The sequence below is a fragment of the Bacteroidales bacterium genome (assembly GCA_014860585.1).
Classification (GTDB): Bacteria; Bacteroidota; Bacteroidia; order Bacteroidales; family 4484-276; genus RZYY01.
The window spans coordinates 1-17,380 of record JACZJL010000116.1 but is presented as its reverse complement, the minus strand read 5'-3'; the positions used below and the strand labels follow the sequence as shown (position 1 = coordinate 17,380).

Here is a 17,380-nt window from a genome sequence, read left to right as displayed (position 1 = left end):
TTTGGTTCAAAGAACGAGAAGACGTGACAATATTACAGTTTTTTTCTTAAGCTTTCACCTTTCAATTCTATTCGGTGTGAAGTGTGTACCAGGCGGTCTAAAATGGCATCGGCAATGGTTTCTTCACCAATAACATCAAACCAGCTTGATACGGGTAACTGACTGGCAATAATGGTTGATGATCTGGCATGACGGTCTTTGATCATTTCCATCAGATCGAGTTGCTGTTGATGTTCAAGATTGGTAAGCCCAAAGTCATCCAGGATGAGCACGGCTGCTTTTGAGATGTACTCGAAGAGTTTAAAGATAGTGCCTTCGGCACGGGACATTTTTGTTTTCATCAACAGCTTTTGGGTGTTGAAGTAAACTACTTTGTATCCTTGAGCACATGCCTGGTGGCCAAGCGCTGAGGCGATAAAACTCTTGCCGCAACCAGTGGCTCCGGTAATCAAAACCGATTCGCCTTTGGAGAGATATTCGCCCGTGGCAAGAGGGGTAATTAGCGCCTTGTCGATTCCGCGGGAAGCGTCAAAGCGTATCTTTTCGACAGATGCCTGGTAACGGAAGCGGGCAACTTTTTGGAGACGGTCAAAGCGTCGGTTTTCTCTTTCCTATTGTTCGGCCTGAAGAAGAATTTCGAGGCCTTCCATAAGGCTTAGTTCTTTGTGTGTGCGGGTTTCAGTCATTGCCTTCCAGCTTTGGCTCATCCCGTGAAGGCGCAATTGGCCCAGTTGTATTTCGATCTGTATCATACTTCTAAAGTTTAAAAATTTAGATTCATTTGTTTGTAATATTCTTTACCCCTGATGTTTTAATGTTTGGGTAAAATTTGATTTTGTTGTTCTTTTTCTTTTTTTTCAGCATCTGTCTCAAGATAATCTTCCGTGTTATTTTTGATTACGTTGGTCAAAAAATGATAGCTGTAGTTTTTATAATCCAGCGCCAAAGTACAGGCACGACTGAACTTGCCGGAATCGGTTTTGCGTTGCAGGCTCATGAAGCCGTTGCAGGTGCGGTAAAGTTGTTCCGGGTGGCGGTTTTGGTCAAAGACTTCGCCAATGAGTTGGTAAAATGTTTCGCTGATAGCTTTTGCTTTTTCAAGTTATTCAAAACATATTTTGAGAAATACCTTTGATGGTCTGAATCCCTAACAGTAATATTTCGGGCTTCAGGCGTGATGTGCTATGGTTGACAGTTTTTGAGTTGCATGTTTGTTTTAATAAATATAAGATAAGAAAAGAACAAGACATATTAGCCTTGTCCTTAATTCTCCCCCAAACTATTTTATTACAGTCAACTTCGTTGTTAGTGTTTCATTTTCAGAAATCACATTCACAATGTAGGTTCCATTCTCTAAATTTGAAATATCAATTGTAAATGAGCCATAAAGGTTTTGTTTTTCCATCATCAGTTGGCCATTGATATTGTAGATATAGATATTGCCTTCGGGAATATTTGAAAAACTCAGTTCATTTCTGGCTGGATTAGGATAAACTACAATATTTGTTGTCGATTCCAAATCAGCAACTCGGGTAATAAGTTCCTCTTTAGCTCCATTCATAATAGTTCCGGCATTGTGGTCGATCAGCATGCCAACGATTTCGAGGTTATCAATGTCCCACTCTTCAGGAATCGTTATCGAAAAGTTATAACTATGGGTTTCACCTGCATAAACTGTTGCCGGGAGGCTTCCTTCAACACCGTCCCAGCCACCGGGCAAGGCACGGGCAACATCCATGTAAATCATGTCAGCAGCCGGAACAGGGTTTGGAAGGAGTTCAAAACCACCCATTTCGCCAAATGCACCCCCAGAAAAGAAATTAGCCTGGTTATACCCGGCACTTGTTCCGGTAACGTAATCTTCAACCAAAACAGCATTCAGCCTATAGTTAGCAACCATAGCATAAAAAGTAGCCGTGATATCAAATGTCAATACTCCATTGGTAACAGATTGGTTTTCAATCATCAATTCGGCTGGCGCCACTTTATTGATTCTTTCAAGATAAGCTTCTTCAAATTGCCCGGGGAAATATGGCACACCTGAGCGGTCAATCAAAGCACTTGGATAGGCAACTAGATAATTAAGAATACCGGCATCATACTCGGGAACTACCATCGGATCGTTATTATGGACTGCAATTCCTATCCAGGTATCCGGATATGTTTCAGCCATATGTTCCATGACTACAATCCCTTCAGGACACCAACCGCACCAGGTTCCTGTTCCTTCTTCACCAACTACCATTTTAGGCGGAATGGACTCAACAATACCTACTGTGGTATTTAACATATTGTTTGCGGGCACTTCATCTCCTGCCAGCTGAGTTGTCACCTCCACATCATAGTTTCCAGGTTCAGCAGTCCATGTATCAAATACAACCTGGAATTCTTCACCAAGGGCAAGATCCGTCACGTTTTTGGTTGAAGTATAACCATTATCATTTATGTTGCAGGTCACCGGGAAGCTAACCGTTTGTAATCCAAAATTCTTTACAGTAGCTTTAGGAATAACGTTCCCTTGCAGAAAGAATGGATCCATATCAATTGTAACTACACCTGCATTGAGGTTGATGGATGAGCCTGTCAAAATCAATGTATAATCTTCCCATTCACCAAGCATAAGATTAGCACATGGATCAGGAGATGTTTGGAATATGGATGTACCGACGCGCACGACAGTTGGCCCAGGCAAACCATTTCCCGGGATTGTGATGGAGATTACGGAAAAAACACCGGCTTCGGCCATTTCAAAATCGGTTAATACCAGTTCATCAGGCGTAAATTCAAGATCCTGATTCAAATCGATCCATATACTTAGATTTTGACCCGGAGAACCAACGGATACAATAGCATAAGACTCAGAACCGATCTCAGCGGTTCCTTCCAGATTTGTAAAGACACCATATCCATTATTACTACATCCATTGTTGTAGTTTTCAATTCCTGCAAATGCAAAGTCAGTTATACCTTGGTAATTACCTATGGCGCAATTTCCAACCGGTACACAATACCAATTGGGATCAACAACGGGGAAAGCGTGTTCAATCTGGTCATTATCCGGATTCTCATCACCCGGAAGTAAAGTGGTAACAGAAGCTGTATAGAAACCCATCACTGAAGTCCAGGGATCAAAAGCAACAGTGACCGGTTCACCAAAAGCAAGGTTTGACACTGACTTTGTTGATGAGAAAACAATGTTTGAGCCCTCAAAAATCTCAAAAATCACATCAAATGAAACGATTTCAGACCCATAGTTGGCGATCTCAGATGAAACATTTACAACATCTCCTTCAAATATGAGATTTTCAAATCCTGTAATAGAGTAAGGCGCAACATCAAAAGAGGGCTGTTCACCAAGTGTCACATTATCAATATGCCATGCGTCTAACTGCCAGCTGTTATCCTCAAATTTAAAACAAAACTGGAAATCTGCCGAACCGATATCGGGTGTATCTACTATCAAAACCTCAAATGCACTGTAGTCTTCGGTGGTTAGTATTTCTAATTCCCAAACCTGGTTCCAGGTTACACCGCCATCACTAGTAGTCTCCACGCCTACCCAAAATCCACCTCCCATTACATAGTTATCGATTAAATGTAAAAATGATAAGCTCAGCTGGGTATATCCACTGGTATTAATCACAGGAGAAACCAACCTGGAAGTTCCCAAAAAAGAAGGGTCATAAAACATCCGCACTTCAGGTATAGCCCCACCTGCTTTGTTGGTTTCCACTATTCCCCAGTTTTCTGAGCCTTCTCCCAGTACCGTCCAGGCATCCAATCCCGCAGAGAAATCTTCGTAAAACACTACCTCATCGATTGATTTATGCCACCCCTTCGGAGCATTTTGTTTGGTGGTGATCGTAGTTTGAGGATTGTCACTTTGTCTGAAATTTGCATTTTGCTGAGCTGTTGAGCTGATGAAAATGGTAAAGCAAAATGCGATTAAACCTAGCTTTAGTAAATTTGTTTGCATAGTATTCAATTTTAATTGTTTAAAAATTTGTTTATGATGTAGAATTGATTTTTGTTCTCATTTCTTACTCTTTCTGGAAGATTTCATTTCTTCGGATTCAGGCAATTTCGACCTGTTGTTTAATTCTGTCAGAACCTTTTTAAGGATGCGACTCTGAATATTTGATCGTTCGATGATCTCATCTATTTTTGTGTTCGATCCGGTTTCGATTTTATTTTCGTCAGGTTCCATAAAATGCACTTGTTAATCCTATGTGAAATGAAAAAATTAATTTCACCACAAAGGAAAACATCAAATGATCACACAGCAAATTTTTGAGGTAACATTAAGGCGTCACTCCGGTTTTTGAGAGTAACAAAAAGTGGACATGATTTGTTAATCCCTGTTAATCAGGACTTAGAAGGTTATAATTTTGTAAGGTAAGCGATCAGGTTTTCATCGCGGTCTAAACCAAGCTTTTTACGTAAACGATAGCGGGCTGTTTTAAGGCTTTCGGCTGACTGGTATGTAATGTCGGCAATTTCTTTTGATGTCATGTTCAGGCGGAGAAAAGCACAAAGCCTGAGTTCATTGGGGGTAAGGTCAGGAAATTGCCTGCTGAGGCTGTTATAAAAGTCAACATGTACCTCCTGAAAACGAACCTCAAACTCTGTCCAGGTATCCTGGGTAATGCTTTTATCGAGTTCCGAAATAACATTATTTATTACCGCATTATTATCCTCTTTTTGCCCCTGATTTGTGTTTTTCAGTTTATAGGATATTGCCGAAATGAATTCATTCTTTTTGAGCAAATACATCACATTGGTAGTAAGCTCTTTATTTTTAAAATCCAGTTCTTTTGACAGTTTTTCTTTTTCAAGCAATATCATTTTTTGCTCAAGGTTTTTCCTGCGTATCTGGTTACGCTGTAAAATTAGAAGGAATACGATAATTAAAAGGATTGCGCCGACACTGATGATGATCAGCGAATAAGTGAGTTCTTTACGGTAATGTTTTGCTTCGATTAGTTCACTTTCGAGCTTTTGCTGTTTCCGCTCCTTGTCAAATTCGTATTGGAGCGTTAACTCGGTGATTTTTTGGTTACTTTTTATCCTTAAGAGGCTATCATTAAGCGCAGCGAAGTTTTTATAATAAAAATAGGCGCTATCTTTATTTCCCTGCTGATGAAAAAGATCGGCCAGTTTTTGTGACACCTCGGTCATGATTTCCAGATTTGATGAAACTGATGCGCTGTAAAGTGCCTGATGATAAAAATAAAGAGCCTTTTTAAAATCGTTAAGTTGGAAATAGGCATCTCCCTTATGTCTGTAAATCGTTGCAAAAATATAGGAGCGGGATCCCCAAAAATCATCAACCAAACTATCTGCCGCGCTTTGCGATTCCTCAAACAATTCGAGTGCATCTAAAGTCCTGCCTTGCGAAAATGCCATTTTCCCAAGGTTTGAATACATGTTGGTTAGCCCATAATAATTCGAAATCTGTTTTGCAATTTTGAGTGCCTTATTCAAATAAAAATAGGCGCTGTCGTTTTTACCCATCTCTGAATAAGTACTACCTATATTGTTTAAGGTATTTCCGATTAAGTAAGGGTCATTCAAATGCTCAAATAATTCGAGTGCTTTTGAATAATACTGAAGGCTTTTATTATAATCGTCGAGCTTGGAATAAATGATGGCAATGTTATTATAAAACCTGGGAAGGTAAAGGCTGTCGCTATGTTCTTCAGCGATTTGTAATCCTGTAAAAAAGGCATCCTGAGCGCGGTATAGGTTGGATTGCGTGGCGTACAGGTGTCCTATTCCAAGATAAAGGCGTATGATATCTCTTGTTTCAATAGTTTCATCAATCAGGTCTTTGGCACTTAACAAGAATTTTTTGGCTTCATCGAGATCATCAATTTTTCGCTTGATATTACCTAATGCGAGGTAATTTTGAAACTGGCCATTGATATAATTATTACGTAACGAAACTTCAAGGCCATTCCAGGCAAAATGCAGTGCCGAATCAACTTTGAATGCCAAATATTCTTCACCAAGTTTGGCACAAATCAGTGCTTTTTCATTTTCGGAAAGCTCCCGCGAATTGAGGAGTTTCAATAAACTATCCACACTTGATTGTGCGAAAATTTGGGAAATACTCAGAAAAATGGTCAACAAAATGACCAGAGCAAGAGCAATTCCACTTTTGAAATTACACAGTTTGTGAATTAAAGAAATAGTTTGATTTTTCATTTTAACGATCAAAAGTACGATTATAATTTTCAATGAAAAGCGAAAAATTGAATTTTATGTAATGTACACCTAAACTTGAGGACCGTGCCTCGTTCGGTCAATCCTGTCCGGCTTTGTCTGATGATCAGAAAAGACGGCTGGGAGCCTAAGCTGTGGGGAAGAGCATTGTTTTGAGTCAAAAAGTCACCCCGTGAATCACCTGTAAGAGCCACGGAAGATGATAGTTTTGTGGACATTTGATAGCATTCACGGGGTGACTCGGGTCAAACAAGAAGAAATTTTTGCCTTGATCGAAAAAGTACAGCTACTTGTCGGCGCAACCTCACCATAACGGAGATGTTTTTCTTCACTTTGTGGAAGACCATCTTTACACCCTGGGCCGTTGGATTTTGGGGTTTTTAACAATCAATGTTTGATAAAATCCTGTTTCCGGTGATCAAAAAAGGATACCATCAAGATGCTTTTTTGTATCTTTGCAGCGCTTTAATGAATTTATTTTCAATTAATTGATTATGACCGCAGAAGAAAAAAACTTATCAGCTATCAACGATTACTCAGCTGACAACATCCAGGTGCTCGAAGGCCTGGAAGCAGTGCGTAAAAGACCCTCGATGTACATTGGCGATACCAGCAGCAGGGGGCTGCACCACCTTGTTTACGAAGTAGTTGACAACTCTATCGACGAAGCCCTCGCTGGGTATTGCGACAAAATAGAAGTGATCATTCACACCGACAACTCCGTAACAGTAATTGATAACGGACGCGGAATCCCCACCGGAATCCATGAAAAAGAAAACCGTTCGGCCCTTGAAGTCGTTCTAACCGTGCTTCATGCAGGTGGAAAATTCGATAAAGGTTCCTATAAAGTCTCCGGAGGCTTGCACGGCGTGGGCGTTTCGTGTGTGAACGCACTCTCCACAAAACTCGAAGCTACAATTTACCGTGAAGGGAAAATTTTTTATCAGCAATACCACTGTGGAAAGCCGGTTGAACCGGTAAAAATTATTGGTGAATCCAAAGAAACCGGCACAAAAATTACTTTTCGTCCCGACGACACCATCTTCACCGTTTTGGATTACGATTACAGCATTCTCGCCACCCGCCTGCGCGAACTGGCCTTCCTGAATAAAGGCATTCTTCTCACGCTGGCCGACGAACGTTTGAAAGATGACGAAGGGAATGTTACAACCGAAAGTTTCTTTTCAGAAAAAGGGCTGGTTGACTTCATCGAATACCTCGACGCCAACCGCGAAAAGCTGATGCCTGTTGCTATCAATATTGAAGGAGAAAAGAACAACACGCCGATCGAGATTGCCATGCAGTACAATACTTCCTTCTCTGAAAACCTTCACTCGTACGTGAACAATATCAACACCCACGAAGGCGGTACCCACCTGGCCGGATTCAGAAGGGGGCTAACCAGAACGCTGAAATCCTATGCCGAAAAATCGGGCATGCTGGCCAAGCTTAAGTTTGATATCAACGGCGACGACTTTCGTGAAGGATTGACCGCCATCATTTCGGTAAAAGTAGCTGAACCTCAGTTTGAAGGCCAGACCAAGACCAAGCTGGGCAATTCTGACGTGATGGGATCGGTAGATCAGATGGTGAGCGAGTCCCTGTCGCATTATCTCGAAGAAAACCCACGGGAGGCCAGAACCATTGTCAACAAGGTGATACTTGCGGCTACCGCTCGTCATGCCGCCCGCAAAGCCCGCGAATTGGTTCAGCGAAAGAATGTGCTCAGCGGCTCGGGCTTGCCGGGAAAGTTGTCAGACTGCTCCGAACGCGACCCTGCACTCTGCGAAATCTACCTGGTTGAGGGCGACTCTGCAGGTGGAACGGCCAAAGCCGGCAGGGACCGTAAGTTTCAGGCCATCCTGCCCTTACGCGGGAAAATCCTCAACGTCGAGAAAGCCATGCAGCATAAAATTTATGAAAGCGAAGAGATAAAAAACATTTTCACTGCACTTGGGGTAAACATTGGTACAGCTGAAGACAGCAAAGCGCTTAATCTCGAAAAATTGCGCTATCACAAGGTCATCATCATGACCGATGCTGACGTGGACGGCAGCCATATTGCCACACTCATTCTCACCTTCTTCTTCAGGTACATGAAGGAGTTAATCGAACTTGGTAACGTGTATATTGCCACGCCGCCATTCTACCTCATTAAAAAAGGCAAGGAAGAGCGCTACTGCTGGAATGATGAAGAACGCAACCAACTGGTCAAAGAGTGGTCGGTGAACGGAGAAGGAAAAGGAATTCACATTCAGCGCTATAAAGGTTTGGGTGAAATGAATGCCGAGCAGCTATGGGATACTACCATGAATCCGGCAAACCGGATCCTAAGACAGGTAACCATCGAAAATGGAACAGAAGCCGACCGCATCTTTTCCATGCTGATGGGCGACGAAGTGCCACCCCGCCGCGATTTCATCGAGAAAAATGCCAAGTATGCCAAGATTGACGCATAACAGCGGTTTTTTATATCAATGGAGAATTTTCCTTCCTTAGATCAATAGCTCATAATAAGTTTCACTATTAATTCCATAATCCTATCTCGCGAAGATCGGGACAGGCTGTACCGGGTTATTGTTTTCTTGTAAATGCTATTTTCCTACTATAGTCAAACTTCCCGAAGATCGGGACAGGCTATACGGAGTTTTATGCCAACCCAGTATGGGTTGGGTTACTATAGTAGCATAAATGATTGACCACTTTGATTAACAACCCGGTATGGGTTGGACTATTTTCTCTCATAAAATTAACAGACATTGACACCCTTCAGAAATTATGCCTAAGGATTATAATATCATCTTCAGTTCTTTAGAAGTCAGTTGTAATTTAAATTTTAGTGAGGGAAAACCTTCAGAAGAAAATGGAACCCCTACACACACAGGTTCCATATTTTTTGCTCGTAAGCATTATCCGCAGATAAGCTCTTAATGTTGAAAATCAAATTTAATGGGTTTTCTTGCTGACTCTCCGTAATCACCAATAATTCCATTACATTTATTTACAAATGTAACTTCAACTTTTTTTGTAACTCCTAAAACTATAATCTTGCAAAACAAAGTCGAAACAAAAAAAACCCGGGCTTATGTTTATCAACTACATCAAAATAGCGCTGCGAAACATTGTTCACCAAAAGGGGTACTCGTTTATCAACATTTTTGGCTTGTCCGTTGGCCTGGCTGCATTTATCATGATTTCGCTGTGGATTTATCATGAATTGAGCTACGACAGACACAACAGGAATTTCGACAGGATTTACCGATTTGCGCAGGTGCAGCATTATTCCACAGGTCCATTCATAGTATCCAACATGCCCGGGCCGCTGGCAGCAGATGCTAAGCGTGAATTCCCTGAATTTGAAGAGGTGTTTCGCTTTTTCGAAACCTCAGCGGTAGTGAGTCATGAGGATAAGAAATTCAGTGAAATGATCACTCATGCTGATTCAGGACTGTTCACGGTATTTGATTTTAAAGTTATTCATGGTACCCTGGAAGGCGCTTTGTCAGGTGGCTACACAGCAGTAATTACAAGAAAAGCAGCAGACAAGATCTTTGGCGAAACCAATGCGGTGGGGAAAACCATCCGGATCAACGATCTTAATGACTTCCGCATCACCGCCGTGATCGAAAATCCACCCGCCAACTCTTCATTCACCAACGACGTTTTTATCCCGTTTGATTTTTTGCAGCAAATGGGGCACGATCTTACCCGGTATGGCTGGAATACCTACTTCATCTATGCGCTGATGAAACCGGGAACTGAGATTGAAAAGTTTAATGAGAAATTCCGCTATTATTTCCGAAAAGTCAGCAACGATGAAACGATTACTACAGAGCTCTTCCTGTTTCCATTAGCCAAAGAGCGCCTTTACTATTATGACGGAACACCCACGCACCTGAAAAACATCACCATGTTTGGCATTATCGCAGCCTTTATTCTGCTAATGGCCTGCGTTAACTTCATGAATCTTTCCACAGCCCGCGCCTCCAAGCGAAGCCGGGAGATTGGTTTAAGAAAAGTGGTAGGCGCTTCGCGTGGTCAACTGATCCGGCAATTCCTGGGAGAGTCGCTGGTGACGTCTGCCATTTCACTGGTTTTTGCATTGGTGTTGGTTCAGCTTCTTCTCCCGGTCTTTAACGACTTAACCGGGAAAACCCTTGCATTGTCGTTGTTCCAGCCTGAGATTGTGCTTACGTTGATTGGCGTTACCTTGTTCACCGGGCTTATTGCAGGAAGCTATCCGGCGCTTTACCTTTCTTCTTTAAAACCCGCTACGGTGATAAAAGGCGCCGGAAGATCGGCACAGGGAAACACCTGGTTCAGGCGTTTTCTGGTGATTTTTCAGTTCATCCTATCGGCAGGGTTAATCATCAGTACGATGGTTATTTACCGACAGTTAGATTTTATGCTGAAAAAAGACCTGGGAATGAACAAGGAAAATGTGGCCTATTTCGTATTCCGGGGCGATTTAAGGAGTAAATACGATACCTTTAAAGGGCAGTTGCTTCAAAACCCCAATGTGCTCGGCGTTGCTTGCTCTTCTCACCTTCCGTACATGATCGGCAGCAACAGCGGGGGTTTTAACTGGGAAGGAAAAGATGCCGACGATGAAGTTCTGGTTAGCATCCTGTTTGGCGATGCCGCCCTCCCTGAGCTAATGGAGTATCAGCTTGAAAGTGGTCGCTATTTTTCAGAAGAATTTTCCACTGATACGGCTGCTATTTTGATCAACGAATCAACCGCAGGTTTGATGGGACTTGACGATCCCCTGGGAAAATGGGTTACCTGGGGTGATGATTACAGGTTTAATGTAATCGGAGTGGTGAAGGATTTTCACTTTCAAAAAATGCAAAGTAAGATCGAACCGCTTATGATTTTCAACAGCAAGGAACAAACTTACCACGTGCTTGTGCGCATCAGTGGCCATAACACCGATGAAACCATGGCATTCATCGAAGAAACATGGAGCAGTTTTGTGCCTGCTTTTCCGTTCAATCCGCAGTTTCTCAACAGCACCTATGAGCAGTTCCACATCAGCGAGGCACGTTTGAGCAAACTTATCCGCTATTTTACCATGCTGGCCATCATCATCTCCTGCCTGGGGTTGTTTGGTCTCGCCTCATTTACCGCCGAACAGCGAACCAAAGAGATTGGTATCCGCAAAGTAATGGGCGCCTCAGTTGGAAGTATTATCTTTTTACAGCAACGCGAATTTATGCTGCTGGTGCTGGTTGCCAACATTATTGCCTGGCCGCCGGCATGGTATTTTATGAAAGATTGGCTTGATGGTTTTGCCTACAAAATCTACCTGCATCCCGGATTTTTCCTCCTTGCAGGAGCAATCACAATGTTCATCACTTTCCTCACTGTATTTTTCCTTGCCTGGCGGGCCTCGCTGAAAAACCCGGTGAATGCCATCAAGTGGGAGTAGGACGTAAAGCAGCGACGATCGGTCACTTTCTTGACGACCCTATTTCTCATCAATGCAGCTCAACCAAATCTGCCACGGTGATTCATTGATGCAGTATGGAATAAAAAAAATTACGATCACAAAGTATTAATATTCAAAGTAATAACTTTCCCCAGAAAAAATCTTTTTGAAAAAACGCTCCGGTTAAAAAATTATATATACTTTTGCGTAATCAAATACCTATTTACCTCATGGCAAAATTATTCAACATATCCGAAGCGTCAAACATAGCTGTTCACAGCCTGGCACTTATTGCTGCCAGCGATAAGCCACTGAATACCAATTTGATATCTGATATGCTCAATTTATCCCGAAATCACATTGCCAAGGTATTACAGGCATTGACAAAATACGGAATCGTCGGCTCGGGGAGGGGCCCCAAAGGAGGGTTTGTCCTGCTGAAAGACCCGAGAGAAATTTCTGTCTTCGAAATTTATGAACTGATTGATGGAAAGATTGAAGCAGACCATTGCCGCCGCACCGAAGGAATTTGTCCTTTCGACAGTTGTGTTTATGGTGATGAACGGCAGAGACTTTATGATGATTTCAGGGAATATTACTCAAATCGTAAACTATCTGATCTTAAAATGAAAATTGACTAAGATGAAACGAAGTATCATTAACATTGATGAAGAAAAGTGCACCGGTTGCGGGCTTTGTATCCCCAACTGCCACGAAGGCGCATTGCAATTGATTGACGGGAAGGCAAGGCTGATCAGCGATCTGTTTTGCGACGGACTGGGCGCATGCATCGGGCATTGCCCCGAAGGCGCGATCACCATGGAAGAGCGTGAGGCCGAACCTTACAACGAAACACTCGTCATGGAGCAAATGGTGAAAAAAGGGAAAAACACAGTGCTGGCACACCTCGCCCATTTAAAAGAGCATGGTGCTGATGAGTTTTTGAAGGAAGCCATCGCCTACATCAGGAACAACAACATTGATTTGGATGTCACCAAAGAAAACCGGGATCATGCTGAGGACACTATTCATCAGGCAATGATGGGAGCAAAGAGTGCCGGCTGCGGCGGTGGATGCCCCGGAAGTGCTGCGGTTAGTTTTGATATTGACCTTGATGAGGTTGAAAAAGCCGGAAATGGAACTGAAACTATTGAGGCCAGATCAGCATTGCGCCAATGGCCCGTACAATTGCACCTGCTCAATCCACTTGCCCCCTATTTGCGTAATGCTGACCTCTTACTGGCGGCCGATTGCGCTGCTTTCGCCATGGGAAATTTCCACAGTCGTTTTCTAAAAGGAAAAGTACTGGCTATAGCTTGTCCAAAACTGGATTCGAACCAGGAGAGTTATTTACAGAAACTTATTGCGATGATCACAGATTCCAAACTGAACACCATTACCGTAGTAAGAATGGAAGTGCCCTGCTGTGGTGGATTGACACGTTTGGCACAATTAGCAGTTCAACATTCAGGACGAAAAATACCGCTAAAACAGGCTGTGGTCAGCTCAAGGGGAGAGGTTTTACAAGAAGATTGGATTTAAACAGTTTGATTTATAGTAATTATTCATTTTAAAAAAATTATTATGAGTATGTTTTGTTTTCAATGCCAGGAGACGTCAAGAGGTACGGGTTGTACCATCAAGGGCGTCTGTGGAAAGACAAGCTCAGTAGCCAACATGCAGGATCTGCTGATGTTTGTGATCAAAGGAATTTCTATTTACAGCACCGAGGCGCGAAAGTTTGGCCACGAAGATGCTGATGTCAACAAGTTTGTCTTCGACGGACTGTTCTCAACCATTACCAATGCCAACTTCGACCGGCAGGTGTTCGTTGAGCGCGTAAAAAAAGGCCTCGAATTGCGCGACCGGATGAAAAAGAAAGTGGAGGAATTTGGCGGAAAATTACCCAATCCATTGCACGAATCCGCCACCTGGTTTGCCAACAATGAAGAGGCTTTCGAGGACAAAAGCGTTGAAGTGGGCGTGTTAAGTACAAAGAATGAGGATATACGCTCTTTGCGCGAAATGATTACCTACGGAGTAAAAGGTCTTGCTGCCTATACTGAGCATGCCTTTAACCTGGATGAAGAAAATCCGGCCCTTTATGCATTCATGCAGCGCACCTTGGCCGCTACTACCAACGATTCGCTCACTGTGGATGATCTTGTTGCTTTGACGCTCGAAACCGGAAAATACGGCGTAGAAGCCATGGCGCTTCTCGACAAAGCCAACACCGGTCGTTACGGTAACCCTGAGATCACAAAAGTGAACATCGGAGTTGGCAAAAACCCGGGAATTCTTATCAGCGGCCACGACCTGCGCGATATGGAAGACCTGCTGAAACAAACTGAAGGTACCGGCGTGGACGTTTACACCCACAGCGAAATGCTTCCGGCACACTATTATCCTGCATTTAAAAAGTACAAAAACTTCGTGGGAAATTACGGAAGTTCCTGGTGGAAACAAAAAGAGGATTTTGAAACCTTCAACGGTCCGGTTCTTTTCACCACCAACTGCATCGTTCCCCCTTCTAAAACCGCAACTTACACCGGGCGTATTTTTACCACCGGTGCAGCTGGTTACCCCGGCTCAATCCATATTCCCGACAGGACAAACGACGGGATGAAAGACTTTTCACCCATCATCGAAATGGCGAAAAAGTGTCAGCCACCTGTTGAAATCGAAACGGGCGAGATCATCGGTGGGTTTGCACACAATCAGGTCATGCAACTGGCTGATAAAATTGTAGCTGCCGTGAAATCGGGCGCCATTCGCAAATTCTTTGTGATGGCCGGATGTGATGGGCGTTTCAAGGACAGAAGCTATTACACCGAGTTTGCAGAAAAGTTGCCCAAAGACACCGTAATCCTCACCGCAGGCTGTGCCAAGTATCGTTACAATAAACTGAAACTGGGTGATATCGGCGGAATCCCGCGGGTTCTTGACGCCGGTCAGTGCAACGACTCCTACTCGCTGGCCGTCATCGCCTTAAAACTCAAAGAAGTTTTTGAACTGAACGACATCAACGAGTTGCCGATCGCCTACAACATCGCCTGGTACGAGCAAAAGGCCGTCATTGTGCTTCTGGCATTGCTTTATCTTGGTGTGAAAAACATTCACCTTGGACCCACTTTGCCCGGTTTCCTTTCGCCAAATGTAGCCAATGTGCTGGTGGAGAAGTTTGGGATTTCAGGAATCACCACCGTGGATGAGGATATGAAATTGTTTTTGAATTAAATCATATATAACCAACATGTTAGACATCAATACATCAGAAATTTTCGGATTAAAAAATTCGGTCGAGTACGCTTCCGGCGCCATTGTCAGCAAAACCATCATTAAAAAATCCTCTGGGAACATCACCCTTTTTGCCTTCGACGAAAGCCAGGAACTGAGCGAGCACACTGCTCCTTTCGATGCCGTTGTTTATGTGATGGATGGAAAAGCAGAAATTGCCATTGACAAAAAACCATTTATCCTGAACCAGGGCGAAACGATCATCATGCCGGCCAACATCCCACATGCGGTGAAAGCGGTGGAAAAGTTCAAGATGATGCTGGTGATGATCAAATCGTAACATGGCTGCCGGTATTGATTCCAAAATTTCCGCGAAAACTAGCAGGGCAGCAAAAGGTTACAAAAAACTGAAAGCCTGGCACAAATGGGTGTCCATCGTGTTGACGCTGTTTGTGTTGCTTTTTACTCTTTCCGGGATTGTGCTGAACCATCGTTCGTGGTTTTCGGAAGTAGATGTGAATCGCAATCTTCTACCCAGGGATTATCGCTACCAAAACTGGAACCTGGCCTCATTGCGCGGCAGCGTTGAAAAAGACACCAATGAACTGCTGGTGTATGGTAATATCGGCGTGTGGAAAACAAATGGCGACTTTTCACAATTCGAAGATTTTAACAACGGTTTTCCTGATGGAATTGACAACCGGAAAATCAGTAAAATTATCCGGACGGAAAAGGGCAAACTGATTGCAGGAACCTATTTCGGGTTGTATGGTTTGAAGGGCGATAACTGGGAAAAACTCCCGCTTCCTGTTGAAGAAAACCGTATTGTTGATCTGCTGTCTTACGACGAAAAAATCTACATCCTCACCCGCTCAGATCTGATGATTGCAGATTGCGACCAGCCAACGAATGAAGCTAAAGTCATCATGCTTCCCAATGCTGAAGACGACGATTACAAAATCGGCCTATTCAAAACCCTGTGGGTGATCCATAGTGGCGAGATTTACGGAATCGCCGGACAGTTGTTTGTGGATTTTATGGCGCTGGCGCTCATCTTTCTTACCCTAACCGGACTCATACTATGGCTTTTTCCGGGATGGATTAAGCGGAAAAGGAGTAATAAATCCGGAGTAACACTTTTGGTTCGAACCATGAAATTCTCGTTGAAATGGCACAACAAACTGGGCTGGTACCTGGCCATTTTCCTGATTATCACAGCCGCCACCGGAATGTTTCTTCGTCCGCCGCTCCTCATCCCGATCGCCAATGCAAGGGTAGACAAGATTCCTTTTTCAAAATTGAACCAGCCAAACCCATGGTACGACAAGTTACGCGCAATTACCTATGACGATTACCACGGACGATTTATCCTGAGCACTTCCGAAGGATTTTATTACTCTGATAACCATTTTTCGTCTGAACTGAAAAAATTTGAAACTCAGCCCCCGGTCAGCGTCATGGGGATCAATGTCTTTGAGCAACTGGGACAAGGAGGATTTCTGGTAGGCTCGTTCTCAGGGATTTTCAGTTGGTTTCCCGAACGGAACTATGTCGAAAATGTGCTGACCCGTCAGGAATACATTCCCACCGGGCAAAACAGCGCTCCTTTCTCAGAACAGTCCATTGCAGGAATGGTATGGGATGGCGCATCGAGGCCTTATCTTTTCGATTATATCAAAGGTGCTGAACCCTTTTTGCATGAGCAAAATTTTCCTGAAATGCCGCGCGAAATTGTTGCAGACAGCCCGATGTCGATCTGGAATCTCGCCCTCGAAGTGCACACAGCACGCATTTACCGGCCGCTGATCGGCGATTTCTATATCCTGGTTATCCCTTTATCCGGTCTGGCGCTGCTGTTTATTGTGATTTCCGGGTTTTGGATGTACTGGACGGGCTTCAGACGAAAATCCTGATCTGTTTTTTTGCGCGATCGCCTCTTTCCATCACGGTTATTCTTACCATTCTATCCGGGATTATACCAAAGCTTTTTCCACTTTTTCAATTTAATGTCTATTTTTGCTGACAAGTTTTTTTATGAAATGGTGACTGAATGAATCAAACAGACTTTTTTCGACACTAAAAATGGCCGATCCGATGACAAGGAAAATGATTTTCCTTATCTCGAAAATGGCTTACACTTTTTTTTGATAAAAATCTTCTGCAAGTCCCATGAATAAAAGCTTCTCGTTAGTTTACCCACTGTGACTGACGGGGCTGTGCTGTGCCCGGAGTGCAGGTTTTCGACTTAAATCAACTCTATTTTTCCTCCGCTAAAAATCATCCAAAGGCCTTCTTCGTTCATTACACTTTAATTCAAACAGGAAAATGGTAGGTGTTCAGTAGGAGTTTGGCAGGAACAAGGTCTTTACCAACAACCTTGAAAAACGAATCTGGAGCGAAGTTGACATAGACCTGGTATATGAAAAGTGGTTTAGAAGGATGATAAAAACAAAGAACACCAAACAAAAACTCGTCATTAACTGCTGC

At 43.3% G+C, this 17,380-nt stretch carries 11 protein-coding genes and 1 pseudogene; 7 read left to right on the top strand and 5 right to left on the bottom strand.

What is annotated here, in order from left to right; genetic code table 11:
* Positions 1 to 32: 32 nt before the first annotated feature.
* The 5 genes and pseudogenes from IH598_12670 to IH598_12650 form a co-directional block, all read right to left on the bottom strand.
* A pseudogene (locus IH598_12670) lies at positions 33 to 752 on the bottom strand (ATP-binding protein).
* A gap of 59 nt (positions 753 to 811) precedes the next feature.
* Positions 812 to 997 (bottom strand): hypothetical protein, encoded by a 186-nt coding sequence (locus tag IH598_12665; protein ID MBE0639364.1) that lies wholly within the window; start codon positions 995 to 997, stop codon positions 812 to 814.
* Positions 998 to 1,279: 282 nt separating this feature from the next.
* A complete protein-coding gene (locus tag IH598_12660; protein ID MBE0639363.1) occupies positions 1,280 to 3,976 on the bottom strand; it encodes a T9SS type A sorting domain-containing protein in 2,697 nt (898 codons plus the stop codon).
* A 57-nt stretch (positions 3,977 to 4,033) separates the two neighbouring features.
* Positions 4,034 to 4,207, bottom strand: coding sequence for a hypothetical protein (locus tag IH598_12655; protein MBE0639362.1), 174 nt, complete (start codon positions 4,205 to 4,207; stop codon positions 4,034 to 4,036).
* Positions 4,208 to 4,380: 173 nt separating this feature from the next.
* Positions 4,381 to 6,207: a tetratricopeptide repeat protein gene (locus IH598_12650; GenBank protein MBE0639361.1), complete on the bottom strand. Its 1,827-nt coding sequence runs from the start codon at positions 6,205 to 6,207 to the stop codon at positions 4,381 to 4,383.
* Positions 6,208 to 6,719: 512 nt separating this feature from the next.
* Between IH598_12650 and gyrB the strand changes: the two genes are divergently transcribed.
* From gyrB to IH598_12615, 7 genes are all read left to right on the top strand, one after another.
* Positions 6,720 to 8,684: a DNA topoisomerase (ATP-hydrolyzing) subunit B gene (gene gyrB / locus IH598_12645; protein ID MBE0639360.1), complete on the top strand. Its 1,965-nt coding sequence runs from the start codon at positions 6,720 to 6,722 to the stop codon at positions 8,682 to 8,684.
* Between the two features lie 626 nt (positions 8,685 to 9,310).
* Positions 9,311 to 11,656, top strand: a complete 2,346-nt coding sequence (locus IH598_12640; protein MBE0639359.1) for an ABC transporter permease — start codon at positions 9,311 to 9,313, stop codon at positions 11,654 to 11,656.
* 230 nt (positions 11,657 to 11,886) lie between these two features.
* A complete protein-coding gene (locus IH598_12635; GenBank protein MBE0639358.1) occupies positions 11,887 to 12,297 on the top strand; it encodes an Rrf2 family transcriptional regulator in 411 nt (136 codons plus the stop codon).
* Between the two features lies 1 nt (position 12,298).
* A complete protein-coding gene (locus IH598_12630) occupies positions 12,299 to 13,198 on the top strand; it encodes a 4Fe-4S binding protein (GenBank protein MBE0639357.1) in 900 nt (299 codons plus the stop codon).
* A 42-nt stretch (positions 13,199 to 13,240) separates the two neighbouring features.
* A complete protein-coding gene (hcp, locus tag IH598_12625) occupies positions 13,241 to 14,893 on the top strand; it encodes a hydroxylamine reductase (GenBank protein ID MBE0639356.1) in 1,653 nt (550 codons plus the stop codon).
* Between the two features lie 16 nt (positions 14,894 to 14,909).
* Entirely contained in the window at positions 14,910 to 15,233 is a 324-nt protein-coding gene (locus tag IH598_12620; protein ID MBE0639355.1) for a cupin domain-containing protein, read from the top strand.
* A 1-nt stretch (position 15,234) separates the two neighbouring features.
* Entirely contained in the window at positions 15,235 to 16,806 is a 1,572-nt protein-coding gene (locus IH598_12615) for a PepSY domain-containing protein (protein ID MBE0639354.1), read from the top strand.
* Positions 16,807 to 17,380: the final 574 nt, after the last annotated feature.

Bases quoted from the DNA above. Each gene is read 5' to 3' on its own strand.
- IH598_12665 (MBE0639364.1), bottom strand. From the start codon at position 997: ATGAGCCTGCAACGCAAAACCGATTCCGGCAAGTTCAGTCGTGCCTGT.
- IH598_12655 (MBE0639362.1), bottom strand. From the start codon at position 4,207: ATGGAACCTGACGAAAATAAAATCGAAACCGGATCGAACACAAAAATA.
- gyrB (MBE0639360.1), top strand. From the start codon at position 6,720: ATGACCGCAGAAGAAAAAAACTTATCAGCTATCAACGATTACTCAGCT.
- IH598_12615 (MBE0639354.1), top strand. From the start codon at position 15,235: ATGGCTGCCGGTATTGATTCCAAAATTTCCGCGAAAACTAGCAGGGCA.
- IH598_12660 (MBE0639363.1), bottom strand. From the start codon at position 3,976: ATGCAAACAAATTTACTAAAGCTAGGTTTAATCGCATTTTGCTTTACC.
- IH598_12635 (MBE0639358.1), top strand. From the start codon at position 11,887: ATGGCAAAATTATTCAACATATCCGAAGCGTCAAACATAGCTGTTCAC.
- hcp (MBE0639356.1), top strand. From the start codon at position 13,241: ATGAGTATGTTTTGTTTTCAATGCCAGGAGACGTCAAGAGGTACGGGT.
- IH598_12630 (MBE0639357.1), top strand. From the start codon at position 12,299: ATGAAACGAAGTATCATTAACATTGATGAAGAAAAGTGCACCGGTTGC.
- IH598_12620 (MBE0639355.1), top strand. From the start codon at position 14,910: ATGTTAGACATCAATACATCAGAAATTTTCGGATTAAAAAATTCGGTC.
- IH598_12650 (MBE0639361.1), bottom strand. From the start codon at position 6,207: ATGAAAAATCAAACTATTTCTTTAATTCACAAACTGTGTAATTTCAAA.
- IH598_12640 (MBE0639359.1), top strand. From the start codon at position 9,311: ATGTTTATCAACTACATCAAAATAGCGCTGCGAAACATTGTTCACCAA.